The organism is Cypionkella sp. (assembly GCF_034376685.1).
GTDB lineage: Bacteria > Pseudomonadota > Alphaproteobacteria > Rhodobacterales > Rhodobacteraceae > Cypionkella.
This window is the reverse complement of record NZ_JAXMJJ010000045.1, coordinates 51136-71167: the sequence shown is the minus strand read 5'-3', so window position 1 is coordinate 71167 and position 20032 is coordinate 51136. Positions and strand designations below refer to the sequence as shown.

General features: G+C 61.9%; 16 protein-coding genes. 4 read left to right on the top strand and 12 right to left on the bottom strand.

All coding sequences use genetic code 11. The features are described from left to right. Positions 1-22: 22 nt before the first annotated feature. The 3 genes from adh to U1A24_RS10095 form a co-directional block, all read right to left on the bottom strand. Positions 23-1540: an aldehyde dehydrogenase gene (gene adh, locus U1A24_RS10105; RefSeq protein ID WP_322321850.1), complete on the bottom strand. Its 1518-nt coding sequence runs from the start codon at positions 1538-1540 to the stop codon at positions 23-25. A 151-nt stretch (positions 1541-1691) separates the two neighbouring features. Then, complete coding sequence (locus tag U1A24_RS10100) at positions 1692-2639, bottom strand: GAF domain-containing protein (protein WP_322321849.1); 948 nt, start codon at positions 2637-2639, stop codon at positions 1692-1694. Between the two features lie 281 nt (positions 2640-2920). Further along, positions 2921-4348 (bottom strand): RtcB family protein, encoded by a 1428-nt coding sequence (locus U1A24_RS10095; protein ID WP_322321848.1) that lies wholly within the window; start codon positions 4346-4348, stop codon positions 2921-2923. A gap of 268 nt (positions 4349-4616) precedes the next feature. On the opposite strand from U1A24_RS10095, the gene U1A24_RS10090 reads away from it, so the two are divergent. Next, positions 4617-6188 (top strand): RNA repair transcriptional activator RtcR family protein, encoded by a 1572-nt coding sequence (locus U1A24_RS10090; protein ID WP_322321847.1) that lies wholly within the window; start codon positions 4617-4619, stop codon positions 6186-6188. On the opposite strand, the gene U1A24_RS10085 is transcribed toward U1A24_RS10090, so the two are convergent. The 6 genes from U1A24_RS10085 to U1A24_RS10060 form a co-directional block, all read right to left on the bottom strand. Next, positions 6185-7321, bottom strand: a complete 1137-nt coding sequence (locus U1A24_RS10085) for an OpgC domain-containing protein (protein WP_322321846.1) — start codon at positions 7319-7321, stop codon at positions 6185-6187. The genes U1A24_RS10090 and U1A24_RS10085 overlap by 4 nt on opposite strands. Next, entirely contained in the window at positions 7314-9104 is a 1791-nt protein-coding gene (gene mdoH / locus U1A24_RS10080; protein ID WP_322321845.1) for a glucans biosynthesis glucosyltransferase MdoH, read from the bottom strand. Before mdoH ends, U1A24_RS10085 begins: the two co-directional genes overlap by 8 nt. Positions 9105-9108: 4 nt before the next feature. Next, the gene (locus U1A24_RS10075) at positions 9109-9297 is read right to left on the bottom strand and encodes a hypothetical protein (protein WP_322321844.1); all 189 of its coding nucleotides are present in this window, start codon (positions 9295-9297) and stop codon (positions 9109-9111) included. Then, entirely contained in the window at positions 9294-10910 is a 1617-nt protein-coding gene (locus U1A24_RS10070; protein ID WP_322321843.1) for a glucan biosynthesis protein G, read from the bottom strand. Before U1A24_RS10070 ends, U1A24_RS10075 begins: the two co-directional genes overlap by 4 nt. Before the next feature lie 350 nt (positions 10911-11260). After that, entirely contained in the window at positions 11261-12223 is a 963-nt protein-coding gene (locus U1A24_RS10065) for a hypothetical protein (RefSeq protein WP_322321842.1), read from the bottom strand. Next, complete coding sequence (locus tag U1A24_RS10060; protein ID WP_322321841.1) at positions 12205-12849, bottom strand: DUF1007 family protein; 645 nt, start codon at positions 12847-12849, stop codon at positions 12205-12207. The genes U1A24_RS10065 and U1A24_RS10060 overlap by 19 nt, the downstream gene beginning before the upstream one ends. 175 nt (positions 12850-13024) lie before the next feature. Here U1A24_RS10060 and U1A24_RS10055 point away from each other — a divergent pair, with 175 nt between their 5' ends. The 3 genes from U1A24_RS10055 to U1A24_RS10045 all read left to right on the top strand — a co-directional run bounded on the left by U1A24_RS10055 (position 13025) and on the right by U1A24_RS10045 (position 15553). Further along, positions 13025-13708: a GNAT family protein gene (locus tag U1A24_RS10055; RefSeq protein ID WP_322321840.1), complete on the top strand. Its 684-nt coding sequence runs from the start codon at positions 13025-13027 to the stop codon at positions 13706-13708. Between the two features lie 58 nt (positions 13709-13766). Then, positions 13767-14468, top strand: coding sequence for a GntR family transcriptional regulator (locus U1A24_RS10050; protein ID WP_322321839.1), 702 nt, complete (start codon positions 13767-13769; stop codon positions 14466-14468). Positions 14469-14590: 122 nt separating this feature from the next. Then, entirely contained in the window at positions 14591-15553 is a 963-nt protein-coding gene (locus tag U1A24_RS10045) for a dihydrodipicolinate synthase family protein (protein WP_322321838.1), read from the top strand. 13 nt (positions 15554-15566) lie between these two features. On the opposite strand, the gene U1A24_RS10040 is transcribed toward U1A24_RS10045, so the two are convergent. From U1A24_RS10040 to U1A24_RS10030, 3 genes are all read right to left on the bottom strand, one after another. Next, on the bottom strand, positions 15567-17945 hold the full coding sequence (locus U1A24_RS10040; RefSeq protein ID WP_322321837.1) for an aldehyde dehydrogenase family protein: 2379 nt from the start codon (positions 17943-17945) through the stop codon (positions 15567-15569). A gap of 3 nt (positions 17946-17948) precedes the next feature. Next, entirely contained in the window at positions 17949-18950 is a 1002-nt protein-coding gene (gene deoC / locus U1A24_RS10035; RefSeq protein WP_322321891.1) for a deoxyribose-phosphate aldolase, read from the bottom strand. A gap of 145 nt (positions 18951-19095) precedes the next feature. Continuing rightward, on the bottom strand, positions 19096-19827 hold the full coding sequence (locus U1A24_RS10030; RefSeq protein ID WP_322321836.1) for a DeoR/GlpR family DNA-binding transcription regulator: 732 nt from the start codon (positions 19825-19827) through the stop codon (positions 19096-19098). Positions 19828-20032: the final 205 nt, after the last annotated feature.

The following is a 20032-nucleotide window of genomic DNA, read 5'->3' as shown; positions in this document are numbered from 1 at the left end:
GGCCAATCTTACAATCGGCGTCTTAGAAGAAGCCTAGCTTTTTCGGCGAGTAGCTTACCAGCATGTTCTTGGTCTGCTGATAGTGATCCAGCATCATCTTGTGGTTTTCACGCCCAATGCCCGACTGTTTATAACCGCCAAACGCCGCATGGGCGGGATAGGCGTGGTAGCAGTTGGTCCAGACCCGACCCGCCTGAATGGCGCGACCGAAGCGGTAGGATGTGTTGGCCGAACGGCTCCATACGCCAGCGCCCAGACCGTAGAGGGTGTCATTGGCAATCGAAAGCGCCTCGTCATCGTCCTTGAAGGTGGTGACCGAAACCACAGGGCCAAAGATTTCTTCTTGGAACACCCGCATCTTGTTGTTGCCCTTGAACACGGTCGGCTGCATGTAGAAACCGCCCGCGAGGCCGCCCTGCATGTCACGCCGCGCGCCGCCTGCCAGAACCTGCGCACCCTCTTGGCGGCCAATATCCATGTAGGACAGGATTTTATCCAACTGCTCGGACGAAGCCTGCGCGCCGATCATCGTGGTGGGGTCGAGTGGATCACCCGCGGTGATGGCGGCGACCCGTTTCAGGGCTTTTTCCATGAATTGATCGTAGATCGACTCGTGGATCAACGCGCGCGACGGGCAGGTGCAAACCTCGCCTTGGTTCAGCGCGAACATCACGAAGCCTTCGATGGCCTTGTCGAAGTAATCGTCATCCTCGGCGCAGACATCTTTGAAGAAGATGTTCGGGGATTTGCCGCCGAGTTCCAGCGTCACCGGGATCAGGTTCTGGCTGGCGTATTGCATGATCAGGCGGCCGGTGGTGGTCTCACCCGTGAAAGCGATCTTGGCGATGCGGTTGCTGGAAGCCAGCGGTTTGCCGGCCTCAAGCCCGAAGCCGTTGACGATGTTCAACACGCCGGGTGGCAGCAGGTCTGCTATCAGTTCGGCGAAGACGAGGATTGAGGCCGGGGTTTGCTCGGCAGGTTTCAGAACGACGCAGTTGCCTGCGGCGAGGGCGGGCGCGAGTTTCCACACCGCCATCAACAGCGGGAAGTTCCACGGGATGATCTGGCCGACGACGCCGAGGGGTTCGTGGAAGTGGTAGGCGACGGTGTCATGGTCGATTTCCGACAGGCTGCCTTCCTGGGCACGGATCGCCCCTGCGAAATAGCGGAAGTGGTCGATGGCCAAGGGCAGGTCGGCGTGGGTGGTTTCACGGATTGGCTTGCCGTTATCCCAAGTTTCGGCGAGGGCGAGCAGGCCAAGGTTTTGTTCCATCACATCGGCGATCTTGTTCAGGATCACCGCGCGGGTCGCCACCGAAGAATTGCCCCAAGCGGTCTTGGCGGCATGGGCGGCGTCTAGTGCTGCCTCAATATCCACCGCTTCGGAGCGGGCGATTTTGCAGATCACTTCACCGGTGATCGGCGAGGTGTTGTCGAAGGTGCGGCCGGATTGGGCAGGCACCCATTTGCCACCGATAAAGTTGCCATAGGTCGCCTTGAACGGCGATTTAGACGTGCGGAAATGCTCCACCATATTCATAGCTAGTCCTCCCAGACTGTGTGGCCGCCTCCTCGCGGCACTGAGATCAGGCTGCGCTTTAGGGGGGCGTCTGTCAGCAGGGGGGAAGGGGATGCTGGCGGAAGTTGTCGCAGGGTTGCGACAGGTCACGGCAAAACTTGCATCAAGGCTGTCAGATCAGGCGCGGGCCAAGCTTGCGATGGAAGGTCGCGCGGCTGATGCCGAGGTCGCGGGCGGCGGCGGAGACGTTGCCGCCTGCACGAGCCAAGGCGCGCATGAGGACGGCGCGCTCGCCGTCTTCCAGCGTCTCATGCTCGAAATGGCCCAGCACGTCGGCGGCGGGGCGGGGTTGGCGGGTGAGATCGCCGGTCAGGCCCAGATGGTGCCGGGCGGCGCGGGTGGCGCCGATCACCAGATCATCATGATCGACGGCAAGCAGGCCACCCGAGGCGCGGTCGCCCGGCACCAGCACCATGCGGGCGGTGGGATAGGCGTCGCGGAAGGCTTGGGCTTCGATCTTCTGGGCGGTCTCGGTCACGGCTTGCACGATCAGGGTCATGAAACCTTCGGTCAGGTCGTTGCGGGCCGAAGAGACATCCAGCACCCCGGCGAGTTTGCCTTGCGGGCCATAGATGGGGGCGCTCATGCAGCTGAGGATAGTGTTGCGGGTGAAGAAATGTTGATCGCGGTGGATGGTCACGACACGTTCCTCGACCAGACAGGTGCCGATGCCGTTGGTGCCTTGTTCGGCTTCGGACCAGCGGGTGCCGGGCCATAGGCCCCAATCCGAGAACACCGGATCATCGACGGCTGCCCCGCGGCGTTCCAGCGGGATACCGTCAAGGTCGGCGAGAAGGACGCAGCAGCCGACGGCTCCTACAGCTTGGAACAGGCGGTCGAGGTTGGGAGAGGCGGCGCGGATCAGCGGGTTCATGCGATCACGGGCGGCGGCGAGTTCTTGTGCGGTCATGCGGTCGGGGTGGCTGGGTTTGGTCGGGTCCAGCCCGTGCAGGCGGGCGGAACGGCTCCAAGAGGCGACCACGGGGGAACGGGCGGCCTCACCACGGGCGAGCGCGGTCTCGATGGTTGTCAGGTGATTTTCGGTCGCGCGCGGGCTCATCGGGGACACTCCGGCAGGGGAGGCTGGGCAGGCAGGAGTATGTCGCACGGCGGGATTAATTCAAGTGCGGTGCAAGGGCGCAGGTGTGTCCACGCGTGGCGCTTTTCGGGGGCTATTGATTTCAATGAGTTACAGATCGCAGGTAAGGATCTGTTAAGGTTTGCCCGCAGTATGCTTGCGCAAAGTGAGCCAATCAAGCGTGGTGCGGCCTGTCACATGTCAGAATACGCCCGGCGTGTTGGGCGTATTCTGCTGTTGTTTGGGTGGCAAACCCCGTCCGATCAGCGACGGGTCCGCTTGCCTGTGCGCCAGAACGGCGCGACGTCACCGGCCATGAGGCAGCCGTAGGGGTCGATGTAGTCCTCGATCTCGGCCAGACCGTAGTCTTTGATCTGCCGCACCACCGCATCCGCCCGCTTGTAGCTGGAGGGCAGCTCCGATGGGTCGATGCCACCCGCATGAAAGCGAATGTCGAGACCGTTGGTTTCGGCCTTCAGCATCGCCTCGGCCGTCATGCCACCCATCCGACGCTTGTGTTCGGTGCGCGAGAAGTTGCGCCCTGCCCCGTGCGGACTGAAACCCAAAGCGTGCGGCGCATCGCTGCCCTTCACGATCAGAACCGGCTCGGCCATATTCAACGGGATCAGCGTCAAGCCATTGGCATCCGCCGCATAGCCGCCCCAAGCCGGAGTTGCCCCCTTGCCGTGGTAATAGAGGCCACCGCGTTCGAACACGAAGTTATGCTCGTTCCAGAACCGATCCGACAGCGTGAAGCGGGCCTTTTCCACCACGGCCTGATGCAGCGCGTTGTGGTTGGCTTTGGTCCAGCGGCGGATCAGTTGCAGGGCGTCCCAATAGGCGCGGCCATCTTCGCTATCCGCCGGTATCCAGGCGTTTTGCTTCAATGTCGCGGGCGACAGGATGCGACGATAGTTTTCCGCAACCTCCATCCCGGCCCGATACAGCATCGCCCCCGGCCCGCGTGAGCCGTGATGCGTCACGATGGCAGTGCGCCCGGTTTTGCGCGAGCGACCAACGAACAGAAAGTGGTTGCCGTCGCCTTGGGTGCCCATATGCGACTGTGCCACTTGCAGCATTTTGGCGCTGTTCAGGAACGGGTTGGCACGAAACGCATCCAGCAAATCCAGCGAGACACTGAAGCGCTGACCATTGTCACGCCCGCCGGGGCCAAAGTGTGTCACCGCTGTTGCGGCATCCAGCACCTTGGCCGGATCAGCCATGCCCATATCGCTGATCATCACCGAACAGCAGATGTCCGCCGAATGCATTCCCGGATGGATCGCATTGCGCGCGGCCACCACGCCACCGACCGGAATGGTGCCCAAGGGGCCCGCCGGACAGGCATCGGGCATGATCGCACCCGCCACAATGGTGGGGGTCTGCATCAGCACGCGCATGGTTTCGGTCACATCGGCGACGTTTTTCACCTCATCCGCATCTTCGGCGGTGATGTTGCTGTGAAAGTGCAGGCCCGATTGCAGCGGCAAAGCAGGGGGAGGTGGCGGCGGCAGTTCAGCGTCCAGCATCGACCGGATGGCGATTGGCGTCAGGCCTTGGGCTTGGGCGGTTTCGGCCATGCGTAGAAGATCAGGAAAGCTGCGACCGGGGCGATGGCCCCAGCTGATCAGGTCTGCGCCGGTGATTTTATCAGTGCTGGTTATGTCGGTGCTGATTGCGTCGTTGGTCATCATTTTTACTCATCAATAGAGGCGTTGAAAGCGGTGGGCGGTTGCGCGTTTCGGCAACCGCCCGTTTTTCGGGTTGCACGGATTTGCAGACCCTTTGTTCATCCCCTTGTTTTCGTAGGGCTTTTTTGCCAGATCTCAGCCAGACAAAGAAGCTTTTCGCAAAAATGGCCGAACGCGTTGATCACAAACAGAAATTCGCGAAATTTCGGAAACTGCTTTGCAAAAATCATATCCGTTGGTATCAGAAATTATCTGAAGGGATAAGTTTATGCGGAATGTGGTGATTGGCTTCCTTGGCACCCAGCTGGATATAGGGCGGAATCGCGGCTGGCGACCCTCGGTTGAGTTGACGCGGCACGCGGATTTCGCGGTGGATCGGTTCGAGTTGATCCATGACCAGCGGCATGTCGGGCTGGCGCGGCAGGTGATGAAAGCCATCGCGGCGGTGTCACCTGACACCGAGGTGCGGCTGGTGCAGATCGACATGCGCGATCCGTGGGATTTTCAGGAGGTCTACGGCAAGCTGTTCGATTTCGCCAAGGACTACGGCTTTGACGAGGATCGCGAGCGCTATCATGTGCATCTGACCACGGGCACGCATGTGGCGCAGATTTGCTGGTTTTTGCTGACCGAAAGCCGCCATATCCCGGCGAAACTACTGCAAACCGGGCCGCCGCGCGGCGATGCGCTGCCGCATGGCTCGATTGATATCATTGATCTTGACCTGTCGCGCTATGACGCGCTGCAACAGCGGTTTGATGCGGTCAGCCGCGAGTCGGTGTCTTTGCTGAAGGGCGGGATTGAAAGCGAAACGCCTGTGTTCAACGCGATGATTGAGCGGCTGGAGTTTGTGGCCTCGCATTCGGATGCGCCCTTGCTGCTGTTGGGCGAGGCGGGCAGCGGCAAAAGCCGGTTGGCGCAGCAGATTTACGAGTTGAAGCTGCAACGGCGGCGGGTGAAGGGACGGTTGGTGCAGGTGAATGCGGCGGGTTTGCGCGGACCGCAGGGCATGGTGGCGCTGATCGGGCAGCGGCGCTCGGTGATGGGGATCGCGGGGACCGAGCGCGCGGGGCTGTTGCGCGAGGCGGACGGCGGGGTGTTGTTTCTGGAGGGCATTGAGGCGCTGGAGCCGGATGCGCAGGCGCTGTTGGTGCAGGTGCTGGAGGGTGGGCGGTATTATCCGCTGGGGTCGGACAGTGAGGTGAGCAGCCGGTTTCATCTGATCGCCTCGGCTGCGGTCGATCTGGCGGTTTTGGTGGCAGAAGGGCGGCTGCGGGCGGATCTGTTTGCGCTGCTGCATCAGTGGAGCTTCCGCTTGCCGCCATTGCGGGCGCGACGGGACGATATGGCGGCGCATCTGGCGCATCAGCGCGGTCTGGCCGAGCGGGCCTTGGGGCGGAGCGTTGGCTTCAATGCCGATGCCAGCGCGCGCTATCTGCGGTTTGCGCGCGACCCCGGCACGATATGGGCGGGGAACCTGCGTGATCTGGCGGCCTCGGTGCAGCGGCTGTGCACTTTGGCCGAGCGCGGGCGGGTGACGCTGGCGATGGTCGAGGAGGAGATCGCGGTGCTTACAGCACAGTGGCAAGGCGTGGTGCGGGATGGCGACATGGCGCTGCTGGCCGAGGTGGTGGCGCGGCCCGAGGGGTTGGATGAGTTTGACCGCGCGCAACTGGCCGCGGTGATCCGGGCCTGTCGGGAAACCCCGAACCTGAGCGCGGCGGGGCGGCGGCTGTTCGCGGCCTCGCGCGCGGAAAAGGCCAGTCAGAATGATGCGGACCGGCTGCGGAAATATCTGGCGCGGTTTGGGCTGGAGTGGGCGGCGGTGCAGGGTGGTTAGGCTGCGGCCCTGCTTTGCAGCTGGCGCTTCTGGCTGTCGCGCAGCCATGCCACGGCGTAGAGGATCGCAAGGCCACCGATGATCAGGGCGGTGTCGAGCAAGATCGAAGGCGGGTTCATCGCTTTGGTAACTTGGGCGACATAGGCCAGCACGGTGCTGGTGGCGAAGACCGGCAGCGAGTGTTGGCCCAGCAGGATCAGGGCTGAGACTTTCGGGCTGTTGGCGATGGTTTTCAGGGCGGGCAAGGTGCTGAGGGCATAGGCGAGCGCCAGAATATGCAGCAGGCGCGGTAAGAATTCATAGCTTTTGTCGAACGAGGTCAGGATCGACGGGAAATAGGCGTATTCGTGCAGCAGCCACAGGCCGTGGCCGCCCCAGCTGGCGACGAAAGGCACGCGCAGCCAGATCAGCGCAAAGACCAGGAACGCCCATGACAGACACACCGCCCATGTCCGCACCGGCAGCCAGCGCTGGCCCTGACGCATCGCAAGGCCGGTCAGAATCCCTGCGACAAACAGCACCTGCCATGACAGCGGGTTGAAAAACCAGCCATTGTGCAGCGGCCATGTCGGCAGGGTGGTGCGGGTGAAACCCGCGATGAACCAGAGCAGCAAAGAGCCCACCATCAGCCCACGCGGCCAGCGCACGGCCAAGGCCAGCAGGCCGGGGGCGACCAGCATCAGCACGATGTAAAGCGGCAGGATATCGGCATAGGCGAATTGGTGGCCAAGTGTCGCCAGCGGGGCGAGAAACATCTGCGGATCAGAGAGCGCACGGGCGATGTTGCGCTTGACCGCCATCGCAGCCACGGCGGGATCGTGTTGTGCCCATGCGAACAGCGCAAGGATACAGAGCGTGACCAGCACATGCACCCACCACAGCGTAAGCGCGCGCCGCCACGGCCGCAGCGCGGTTTGCAGGGTGGCTCCACGCAGAAACACCGCGCCATAGGCCAAGCCGGTGGCCATGCCCGACATCAGCACGAAACCTTCCGCACCATCGGAAAAGCCGAAGTTGCGCGAGGTCAGATGCTCCCAGATCGTGCCGGGAATATGGTTGATGAAGATCATCACCAGCGCGAGACCGCGCAACAGGTCAATCCGGTAATCCCGGACGCGCGCGGGTTCAGCCAAGCTTGGCCTCCGCCACCATTGTGGCCGTTGGGGCAGGTGTCGAAATCGCCCAAGCGGCCAGCACGGCGTCATGGCGGGCCAGAATCGGCGGGATCTTGGTATCTTCCGGCACCGGGAAGGCGTGCGGGCTTGCGTTGCGCGAGGTCCACCAGATCAACAGCGGCGCAATCATCATCGGCAGCGCCACCGGCATCAGCCACAGCGTCAGCACCGGGGCCATCAGATGAATGGCGATCATGCCTGCAAGGCCAAGGAAACTGATCCAGCGCCCGGCGGCCCAAGCCTCTGCAATATCCAATCCACCATCCCCCCGGTTGTTCGGCGGCCAGCCACCGTCTCGTCCCAGAAGAACCTGTAAAACCGAACGGCTCTGAAATGCCATCAGAATCGGTGCGATCACCGAGGAAAGCGCCAGTTCGGTCAAAACAGCGCGCAGCGATCCGCCGATGCCGCCAAAGCCACGCGCGCGTCCGGTGAAGATGGCATCCAGCGCCACCAGCAGTTTCGGCATCACCAGAAGCCCGAACACGCCGACCGCCAGACCAATTGCTTTCGGGGTCTGATCGTTGGGGAATACCGGGAAGGGCCAGTTGGCCTCGGGGAAATAATCGGGGATTTCAACCCAATAGACCGCAGCGATGGAAGCGGCTATGAAGGCCAGCCAGATCAGCGGGGCGATATAGGCGAAGATGCCTTGCACGAAGACAAAGCGGCTCCAGGGTTTCAGGCCGGGAGCACAGAGCAGTTTGGCGTGTTGCAGGTTGCCCTGACACCAGCGCCGATCGCGTTTGGCGTGGTCGATGATATTCTCGGGGCCTTCTTCATACGAGCCTTCAAGGTCGTCATCCAGCCGCACCAGCCAGCCAGCGCGGGCCAGCAGGGCGGCCTCGACGTAATCATGGCTCATGATATGGCCGCCGAACGGGGCGCGACCGGGAAGTTCGGGCAATCCGCAGCTTTCCGCCCAAGCGCGGATACGGACAATGGCGTTGTGGCCCCAGAACGGGCCGGTGCGGCCTTGAGTGGCGGCCAGACCGCGCGCGAAGATCGGCGAATGGAAGCCCGCAGCAAATTGCATGGCGCGGCCAAAGCGCGAGCGGCCCCCCACCACGCGCGGCAGGGTTTGCAGCAGGGCAAGTTTGGGCGCAGCTTCGATCCGGCGGATCATCTCGATGATGGTGTCGCCTTCCATCAGGCTGTCGGCATCAAGGATCACCGCGTAATCCCATGCCGCCCCCGAGGAGGTGATGAATTCTTCGATATTGCCGGCTTTGCGCCCGGTGTTCTTTTCGCGGCGGCGGTAGAACATGCGGCCTTCGCCGTGTTGGCGGGCCAGCAGGCGGGCGAACCAGTGCTGTTCTTGCAGGGCGATCTTGTCGTCACGGGTGTCCGACAGCACGGCGAAATCGACCTGCGCGCCCGAGTGGGTGGCGATGATCGAGGCATCCATCGCGGCGATGCGGGCGAAGGTGATGCGGGGATCTTCGTTGTAGACCGGCACGATGACCACGGTGCGGCCAGTGATCGGGCCGGTGATACGGGCAACCGGCGGGCGCTGGCGCGAGGTCAGGCCAAGCAGCGCTGTCGCAGCCCCCCAAGCCAGCCACCATGTCGACAGGAAAATCAGCGTGCTGCGCAAGACATCGAGAACGCCCACGCCATCGGCGGCACCATAGATCTGAAACACCATTCCTGCGGCAGCGGCAGCCAGAATGCTTGCCGCAATGGCCAGAGCGCGGGCGCCGCGCGTGTGGTCCCGCAATGGTGCGTCAGGTTGGGCCATGCGATCAGCCGAGTCGGCGCAAGCCCGGTGCTACAGCCCAAATCCAGCTGCGCACGGCGCGCAAAAGCCCGCCCTGCGGCAACGTCAGCACCTGTTTTGGCATCGCCAAAGGTGCCAGCGGCGGAGCCATCACATCGGCAACCCGGATTTGCTTCGTCACCGGTTCGGCAAGGATCGGACTGGTCACGTTCATGCACTCACCCATTGATAAAGCCAGTTTTCAGAAAGCTTACGACCATAACCCGTGATATGGGCTCCCAGTTCCACGGTGCTGCCCGGTGCGGCGGAAATATCCAGCACCAAACGCCAGAAATCGGTTCCGGGGATCTCGGACAGCGCCTGATGCGCGATTTCACCGCCCGCGATGGTCACCACGGCTTTGACTTCGGCATCAGCAGGCAGTGTGGCAAGCAGACCGCCCTCAAAATCCACCACGAACTTGCGGGTGCCATCGGAGTTTTCAACGCCAGAGACGCCGCCAACACCAGCGCGGGTTTCCTTGACAAAGGCAATATCCGCGAAAGGATCTGCCGCCAAAGCGCCCCAGCGCAGACGATAGGCGAACTCCATCATCGTGCCGGGCACGGGTTTGGCGTCGGGCACCCAGAAGGCGACGATGTTGTCGTTGACCTCAAGATCGCTGGGGATCTCGACCAGACGCACCGCACCTTTGCCCCAATCGCCCAAAGGCTCGACCAGCAGGGACGGGCGACGTTCGTAATGCGCGCCGGCGTCTTGATAGCTTTCAAAGTTGCGATCACGCTGCATCAGACCGAAAGCCTGCGGGCTGGTCTCGGCAAAGTAGGATTCCGAGAGGCGCGGCGGGTTGTTCAGCGGACGCCAGATATGATCGCCATCACCGCGATAGATCGCGAGGCCATCGCTGTCATGCACGTTGGGGCGATAGTCGTCGAACGTGGCGCGGTTCTTTTCCGAGAACAGGAACATCGAGGTCAGCGGCGCGATGCCGATCTGATCCACCGTGTTGCGGAAGAACAGACGCGCGGTCACGTCCATTTCGGTATCTGCGCCCGGACGGATCACAAAGCGATAAGCCCCGGTGCAGCTTTCGCTTTCCAGCGCGGCATAAACCACGACTTCGCGCGCGAAAGGCGCGGGGGTTTCCAGCCAGAATTTCGAGAAGCGCGGGAATTCTTCCGGTTTGCCAAGGCCGGTGTTGATCGCAAGACCACGGGCAGACAGGCCGTAGGCGTTGTCACGGCCCAGAGCGCGGAAATAGCTGGCACCAAGGAAGGCCACGACTTCATCGAACAGATCGGCGCGGTTGAGCGGCGCGTTCAGACGGAAGCCCGCCACACCCGGCAGCGGCTCGTGCTTGGGCACGCGGGCGGCGACACGGTCGTAATAGCGGAAATCATCGGTCGAGAACATCATCGGACGCGCGGTGCCGCCCTTGACTTCATAGGTCAGCACCGGCTCGGCAAACAGCCAGCCAAGGTGGAAGGCCTGCACGTTGAAACCAGCCTTCGGACCGGCCCAACGCGCGCGCTCGGGGTTGAACTGCACCGCCTGATAATCGTCGTAGGTGAAGCTTGAGAAGAAGCCTTCAACTTTGGTCGGGGCCTGATGCGGCGTGGTTGCCCGTTGCTGCATCGCAGCGGTCAGGATGTCAAAGCTGAACGGCTCTGCGTTCACGCCTTCCGGGGCCACGGCAGCGGGCGCTGCGGTGTCGGCCCAGGCGGCGCTGGACAGGCTTGTGCTGCATTGCAGCAATGCCGCCGATCCCAGCAAACCCAGGACAGAGCGGCGGTGGATGATCACAGACAAACCCGGCTGACCCGGCATATTCTCTCCTGCTCCCCGATTCGAGGAAAACTTAACGTAATTCGCAGGTTATCGGAAGTCGCGCCAGATGTCATGCTATGCAGCCAAAGCAACCCTGCCATGCCGCATTTGCAAAGGAACCTGGACGCGATGCCTAGACCCAATCATCGGTTCAGATGGGGGAGGATGCACAAAAGGTCAATTCCAGATGTGTTAGCGCCCTTCACAGGGCGGTGAGATGCGCGAGAAACTGCCGCATACAGGGGCAAATCGTGCTGCAACTGCATAAACGGCGATTTTGGCGGGAGATTTGGCGGTGGGAGTGGATGGTATTGTCGCCGGAGAATCGTGAAAGGCAGGGGCTGGCGGCGTTACAGAGTCTGCGTCAGCAGGGCCAAGGCGATGACGGTGATCAGGCTGCCTGCCAGCACTTCAACCCAAGGCAAGATTTGCGCCACACGGTTGAACGGCAGGTTGGCCAAAGCGCCTTCGCGCGCCCAGACCGCTATCGCCGCCACGCCGACCGTCACAACTGCCGTGCCAAGCCCCATCGCGAAAGCACCTGCGATGCCCGCCAGCGCAATGCCGAGCTGCCATGTCAGGATCAGCAGAAACAGCGCGCCAGAGCAGGGCCGCAACGCCACGCCAATGATCAGGGCGGCGCGGTCTTTCCAGCTGGTGGCGCGTTCGACTTCGGCAAGGCTGGGGCCGTGGGAATGGCCGCAGCCGCAATCGGCGTCGTGGTGATGGTGGTGGTGATCGGGATCATTGGCGTGGCTGTGGTCGTGGGCGTTTGGCACAGGTGCCGCCGCTTGCCGCCAGACTTTGCGCAAACCGCGGCCAGCCAGCCAGAGGCCCACTGCTGCGATTGCCAGTGTGCCGATGGGGGCCATCACATCTTGTGCGACATTTTGGGTGGCGTCGCGGGTCCAGCCCAAAGCCGCGACCCCGGCGTAGACCAAGGCCACCGCGACCAAGCTTTGCGCCAGACTGGCGGCGAGGGAAATGCTGGCCAGCGACCAGAACGCGACGCGGCGACCTACGCCGTAGCCGCCGATCAGCACCTTGCCATGCCCCGGCCCCGCGGCGTGTAGCACGCCGTAGCTGAAGCAGACTGCCAGCAGGGCGAAAAGCGCGCCGGGTTGGCCCTGTTTGATGGCGCGCACCCCGGCGGCGAGTTCAGTTTGGATGGCGCGTTGGGCCTCGATCACCCAGCGCTCCAATACCAAGAAGCCACCCGACAGCAAGAGCGCCAGCAGGATCAGCGCGAAGATTGCGCCGAGACTGAGCAGGGCACGTTTCAGGCCGGGCTGGCTTACGATGTGGACGCGCATGAAACTTCCATCGCTTCAGCGAAATCTGCCCCGAGTTCAGGGTAGGCGGCTTCGGCATCTTGTGGCAGGGCGGCGATGGCGGCATCAAGCTTGGCGCGGGCGGCATCGAGATCGGGCAGCACGGTGCGCGCGGTGCAGCCTGTGGCATTGTCCAGCGTGGTGCCAAGCTTGAGCGCGTAGCTGACGTAAAGCGTGGGGTCGTAGACTTGCACCAGCAGGGGTTGGGTGATCTCGATCGGCGTTGCGAAGCTGCGGTAGTGGGTTGAGACGATCTTGGCGTCGTTATAGGCGACACTCCAATCCGAAGGCCCGGAAAGCAGAAGGGGATGGCCTGCGCTGGAGGCATAAGTATCGCCGGGGTAACCTGCGTCCCAGTGCATATCAAAGCCGTTCAGTTGTGTGGTTTCTTCCGGGGTAAGGATGCCGTCGAAATCGGGATCAAGGCCCTTGTCGGTGATGATCTGCAACGAGGTCAGGTCATCATAGCTCCAGGTGATGCGAACGCCGGTGGCGCGGTGTTTGGCGTCGAAGATCAGCTCTAACCCGGTGTCGATGAAGACATGCGGATGGGCATGGGCGGTTTGCGCCCAAGACAATGCCGCGATTGCCAAAGCCAGCGCTTTCATCTTGCCCCCTTGCGATGCGCGCACACTAGCGCTGTGGCGCGCAAAGGCCAATCCCGAAGCCGTGAAGATAGCTGAACCTTGCCATTCTGGCCTGATCGGGATGTTGCCACTGGCCCTGTCTATCTGTGGGGGAACGCTTTAGCATTTGCGCTTGCCTTGCCGAAGGAATGTGACGATGGCCGAGAATATGCAGCATTGGACTCCGCGTCCGCGCCCGGAAGCGGTGCCGTTGGAGGGTCGCTATGTGCGGTTGGAAAAGCTGGAGGCGCGGCACGCTGAGGAGCTGTATGCAGCTTCGGCCATCCTGGATGCGGATGCGAAATTCACTTGGCTGCCCGAAAACCCGCCGGAAGATCTGAGCAGCTTTCGGGCATGGGTCGAGAAGGTTTCGGCCAGCACCGATCCGATTTATTTCGCCATCATCGACAAGGCCACGGGCAAGGTTGCCGGGCGGCAGACCTTGATGCGGATTGATGCGGCCAATGGGGCGGTGGAGATTGGCAATATCTATTGGGGGCCACTGATCGCGCGCAAGGCGGCGGCGACTGAGGCTTTGTTCCTGTTCGCGCAATATGCGTTTGATACGCTTGGCTATCGGCGGTTTGAGTGGAAGTGCAACAATGACAATGTGCCGTCGAAGAAAGCGGCGCTGCGGTTTGGCTTTCAGTATGAGGGGCTGTTCCGGCAGCATTTTGTGATCAAGGGGCTGAACCGGGATACCGCGTGGTTTGCGATGATCGACAAGGATTGGGTCAAGCTGAAGCCTGCCTATGAGGCGTGGCTTGCGCCCGAAAACTTCGATGCCAATGGCGGGCAGAAGCGGCGGTTGGAGGATATTCGCGCTGATTTTGGTGCCTGAGGCGGTTGATCGGCGGGGGATGTGGCCGTAACTGTGTGGGCCACAGAAGGAATGGCTCATGGACAACTCCCCTGCCCCGCCACCCGAACGCAAGCGCGGCTCTGGCGTTAAGATGGTCTATGATCTTTTGCGCGATGATATTCTTGATCTGGTGATGCCGCCGGGCAGCCCGATTGATGAGGTGCAGCTGGCCGAGCGTTTTGCGATCTCGCGCACGCCGATCCGCGAGGCTTTGGCGCGGCTGGCGATGGAAGGCTTGATCGACACGCTGCCGAACCGGTCCACCATGGTGTCGCAGATCGACTTTGTGAACCTGCACACGTTTTTTGACGCGATCACGCTGATGTACCGGGTGACGACGCGGCTTGCGGCGCAAAATTGGCGAGCGGGAGATCTGGAGGTGATCCGGGGGCATCAGGCGGAGTATTGTGCGGCGTTTGAGGCGCATGATGCTTTGGCGATGATTGGCACCAATCGCGACTTTCACGCGTCCATCGCCGAGGCGGGGCGGAATCCGTATTATCTGGCGCTGTTCTTGCGGCTGCTAGACGAGGGGCGGCGGATTTTGCGGCTGTATTATCAGTCGTTTGACGACCAGCCACCGGCTTCGGTGATCACCGAGCATGAGGATATTATCGTGGCGATTGCGGCGCGGGATGTGGCGCGCGCCGATGCGTTGGCGAAGGCGCATGCCGATCAGATTGTCGGGCAGATACAGCGATTGATGGCGCGGGATCAGCGGCAGGATATTGAGTTGTAAGGGTTTCAGTTTTACGTCGACAAGAAAAATACAAGATGTATATTAAAATGGAGAAGTGAGTCCTCCGGCAAGTGCCGCATGGCGTCACTGGGTCCAACCGCTATTTTACAGGGATGAAGCAGATGCAGTCCGAGATCTTTTCAGGGGTGATCCCCGCGCTGATGACGCCTTGCACGGCGGACCGCGCGCCGGATTTTGACGCTTTGGTGCGCAAAGCACGGGAATTGGTCGCGGCGGGGATGTCGGCGGTGGTTTATTGCGGGTCGATGGGGGATTGGCCGCTGTTGACCGATGCGCAGCGGATGGAAGGTGTGGCGCGGCTGGTGGCGGCGGGCATCAAGGTTGTGGTCGGCACCGGCGCGATCAATACCGCGTCGGCGGTGGCGCTTGCGCGTCACGCGGCGGAAGTTGGCGCGCATGGGTTGATGGTGATCCCGCGGGTGTTGTCGCGTGGGCCTTCGCCCAGCGCACAGAAAGCGCATTTCAAGGCGATCTTGTCCGCCGCGCCCGATCTGCCTGCGGTGATCTACAACAGCCCATACTACGGCTTTGTCACTCGCGCTGATTTGTTCACCGCTTTGCGGGCCGAGCATCCCAATCTGGTGGGGTTCAAGGAATTCGGCGGCCCGGCCGAGATGCGCTATGCGGGGGAGTTCATCACCTCGGCGGGCGATGGGGTGACGCTGATGGTCGGGGTGGATACCGGGGTGGTGAACGGGTTTGTCAACTGTGGGGCGTCGGGGGCGATTACCGGGATTGGCTGCGTGTTGCCGCGCCCGGTGTTGATGCTGTGCAATCTGTCGCGGGCGGCGGCTTTGGGCGATGTGGAAGCGCGGCAGAAAGCGTTGGAGTTGGAGGCGGCGTTTGCGGTGCTGTCATCGTTCGATGAAGGCCCTGATCTTGTGTTGTATTTCAAATACCTATTGGAATTGCAGGGCGAGGCCGAATACGCGCTGCATTTCGTTGAGTCCGATGCGCTGAGTGCGAGCCAGCGCGGCTATGCCGAGGCGCAGTTCAAGCTGTTTACCGCTTGGTATGATGTCTGGAGCAAGCAAGGCGGCGCTGTCGGGCGTTATCTGGCCTAAGCGGCTGGAGTCCCTACACGCCGTAGGGAATCCAGATATTCTTCACCTCGGTGGCGTGGCGCAGCCAATCTGCGCCTTCGGCGCTGGGGTGGTGCCAGTCGGTGAGCCGCCCGTGATCGACAAAGGTGCGTTTGAGGTTGCTGGCAGAGAGGCGTTCGACCGACTCTGACAGCGCTGCCGAGCCGAAGGCCCAGAGGGCATCGACATCCGCGTGGGTGGCGAGGGCCTCGGCCAAGGGCTGCGGATCGCCGGTGACGATGTTCAGGACGCCATCGGGCAGATCAGAGGTTTCCAATACGCCATAGAAATCGGTGGCCGACAGCGGATGCGGCGCGCTGGGGACGGCGATGACGCGGTTGCCCATGGCGATCAGCGGGGCGGTCAGGCTGATCAGACCCAGCAGCGGGGCTTCTGGTGGGCAAATCACGCCGACGACGCCGATGGGCTCAACCATCGCCAGCGCCACACCGCGCAGGGGTGGAGCGTGGACGCTGCCTTCGTATTTATCGGCCCAAGCGGCGTAGCTGAACAGACGGTCGATGGAGGCTTCGACTTCGGCATCGGCTTTGGCGGAGCTTTGACCTGTCATAGTGCTGATGCGGGCGGCGAATTCTGCGGCGCGGGCGGAGAGGTTTTCGGCGATGTAATACAGCACTTGCGCGCGATTGTGGGCGGTGGAGTTGGCCCAAGCATCGGCTTTGCGGGCGGCGGCGACGGCGTTGCGGATGTCTTTGCGGTTGCCCTCACCAACTTCGGCAATCACCGCGCCTTTGGGGGTCAGCACCGGACGGGAATAGTTGCCATCGGGGCGGGCCTGTTTGCCTGCGATGAACAGCTTGGCAGTGCGGTCGATAGTGGGAGCGACGAAATCGGCTATCGAAGCCGAGCGGGCGGTGATCGGTGGCTGTGCAGGGCGCAATTTGCGGCCCAGCATGGCCTTGGGTTTGAGGTATTCATAAGCGCCTTCGCGGCCGCCTTCACGACCAAAGCCAGATTCCTTACGACCCCCAAAGCCGACGGCCGCATCGAACAGGTTGGTGGCGTTGACCCAGACCACGCCAGCCTCGACCTTGGCCGCGACTTGCAGGGCGAGGCTGATGGATTCGCTCCAGATGCTGGCCGACAGGCCGTAGCGGGAGTGGTTTGCGAGTTGCACAGCCTCATCCGGGGTGCGGAAGGTCATGGTGACGGCGACCGGGCCAAAGATTTCTTCTTGGGCGACAGTGTGGGCGGGTTGCACGTTTGTCAGCAGGGTGGGCGGGTAGAAGCAGCCGTTGGTCGGAAGGTCTATCGCGGCCTGATAAAGAGTGGCACCCTCGGCCACACCCTGCGCGACCAAAGTGCGGATGCAGTCGGCCTGCACCGGGGCGACGATGGCGCCCATGTCGATGGATTTGTCGAGCGGGGAGCCGACCCGCAGGGTATCCATCCGGCGTTTCAGGCGGCGGATGAAGTCGTCAGCGATGCCCTCTTGCAGCAACAGCCTAGACCCCGCGCAACAGACCTGGCCTTGGTTGAACCAGATCGCATCGACCACGCCTTCGACAGCGCCATCGAGATCGGCATCGTCGAACACGATGAACGGGGATTTGCCACCGAGTTCCAGCGTCAGCGATTTGCCCGTGCCTGCGGTGCGCTGGCGGATCAGGCGGCCGACTTCGGTGGATCCGGTGAAGGCGATTTTGTCGATGCCGGGGTGATCGACCAACAGCGCCCCGGTGTCGCCTTCACCTGTGACGATGTTGATCACGCCTGCGGGCAGGCCAGCGGCTTGCGCCAGTTCGGCAAACAGCAGCGCGGTGAGCGAGGTGTATTCGGCGGGTTTCAGCACCACGGTATTGCCCAAAGCCAAAGCGGGGGCGAGTTTCCATGCCAGCATCAGGAACGGGAAATTCCACGGGATGATCTGGCCGACGACGCCAACCGGGGCATGATCGGGGAAGGCGGTGGCCTGCAGTTGTGCCCATCCGGCGTGATGGGTGAAATGACGGGCGGCCAGTGGCACGTCGATGTCGCGCGTCTCACGGATGGGTTTGCCGTTGTCGATGGCCTCAACCACGGCGATCAGCCGGGCATGGCGTTGGATCATCCGGGCGAGGGCGTAAAGGTGGCGGGCGCGGGCGTGGCCGGAAAGTTTCGCCCAAGGGGTTTGGGCCTTGCGGGCGGCGGTGACGGCAGAATCGACATCAGCAGCAGTGCCAAGTGCTAGCTGTGCCAGTGGCTTGCCTGTGGCGGGTTCAAAGGTTTGAAAGCTGTGATCCGGCGCGGTGAAGCTGCCGGCGATGAAATGGCCAAAGCTGTGATCGTGGCGGGCGAGCCAAGCGCGGGCCTCAGTGTCGGATTCTGGGGACAGGCCGTAGGACATATCGTCGAAATGCTTTGCGATGTTCATCAGTTATCCGATCGGGTGTCTGTTGAAGGCGGAATAGCCGCCGGTGACATGGGTTTCGAGTTGGCGTTCGATATCGGCCAAAAGGGAGGAGGCACCGATGCGGAACAGATCGGGTTCGAGCCACGGGCGACCGAGTTCTTCCTTCATCAGAAACTGCTGCATCAACACGTCTTTGGTGGTGGCAATGCCGCCTGCGGGTTTGTAGCCGACGCGGTAGCCGGTGCGATCATGGTAGGCGCGGATGGTGCGGATCATGGTCAGCGTCACGGCGGGGGTGGCGTTGACTGCCTCTTTCCCGGTCGAGGTTTTGATGAAATCCGCGCCTGCCATCATGCAAACGAGGCTGGCTTGCGCGACATTTCGCAGGGTTTTCAGCTCACCTGTCGCTAGGATGGCTTTGACATGGGCATCGCCACAAGCGGCGCGGAAATCACGCATCTCATCGTAAAGCGCCTGCCAGTTGCCAGTCAGCACATGTTCGCGGGTGATCACGATGTCGATTTCGGCAGCGCCATCGGCGACCGAGGCCGCGATCTCGCGCAGCTTCACATCATGCGGGGCGAGGCCTGCGGGAAAGCCTGTGGAGACGGCGGCGACCGGAATTCCGGTCCCTGCAAGGGCATCAACTGCCATGCCGACAAAGCGGTGATAGACGCAGACGGCGCCTGCGGTCAGGCGGCGGTCGCCCATGCCGAGGGCTTCTTGCAGGGCGGGGGTCAGCGGTTGCGCGGCTTTGGCGCACAGCCTGCGAACGCGTCCGGCGGTGTCATCGCCGCTGAGGGTGGTCAGATCAATGCAGGTCAGGGCTTTCAGCAACCACGCCGCTTGGGCATCTTTCTTGACGCTGCGGCGACCGGGCAGGCTGGCGACACGGCGATCGGTGGCGGATTGGTTGACGCGGGTCCTAGCGATCCACTCCAGATCAAGCGGCATCCCGGCGTTGCGCACCGTTTGGCCTGTCGGCTGCAGTAAGGCGATCTTTGCCTGTATTTCCGGCTGTAGTATCGTCACCGAACGCCCTCCGCTGCGCCAAATCCCCGAGGCAATCCGGCGCGGCCTTTCGACGCGATTCGCTGTGTTGCGCTCTTTCGTTATATTTGTATCATTATTTTGTTATCTTTACAACATAACTTTTCGCGGTCAGGGGCGATCAGGCTTTGGCACTTAACGGCATTTCCCCGGCTTCGGTGATGATGGCGTCGAAATCACCGACATCAGCAAACTGCGCCGGGCGCACCCGACCGATTTTAGTGCTGTCGCCAACCAGATAACGGCGCTGCGCCATTTGCATCGCTTTTCGTTTGATCGGCACCTCGTGGAACTGCTCACAGGACACGCCGCGCTGTTGGTCAATACCCGAGGCGGACAGGAAGGCGACATTGATGCCCAACGCATTCAACGTGTCTGCCCCCGAAGCCCCGGCGAAAGAGGCAGAGGCGGGGTGATAGACGCCGCCCAACAGGATAAGTGTGATATTTTCCTTTGCAATCAAACGCTCTGCTGTGTTGAAGGCATAGCAAACCACGGTCAGGCGGGTATCGGCGGGGATCAGATCAACCAGATGGATCAGCGTGCTGCCGCAATCCATGAACACGGTTTCATCCGGCTGCAGATAGCGCAAGGCGTGGATCGACGCTTGGCGCTTGGCGGCAGAATGGCTTTCCGCTGCCCGCGTGACGGCATAGGGCGCCTCAAGTTCGGACCTGCCCGCCGAAATGATATGCGCGCCAAGCGTGCCGAACAGGTCGGGGTTTTCAGCCACATCGCGGCGCACGGTCATTTCCGACACCTGCATCAAAGCGGCGGCTTCTTTCAGATGGATCACCTTGCGCTCTGCCAGAGCCAATGACAACGCCATGACGCGTCGGTCTTTTGCGGTCATTTCTTGCAACCCCTGATCGGTTTCCACTTGTTATATTTATAACATAGTTAGAGTAGAATCAACTTCTGTCATGAAGCAAACAGTCTGGCGGCTTGTCTTTCACCCCGACTTTGCCTGCTGTCACGAAATGGCGGCACTTGGTCTCGCGTTGTTGGTTTGCTTATTTTCATCGCACCTCTGAAATGTATGCCCAATATGCAGGCAT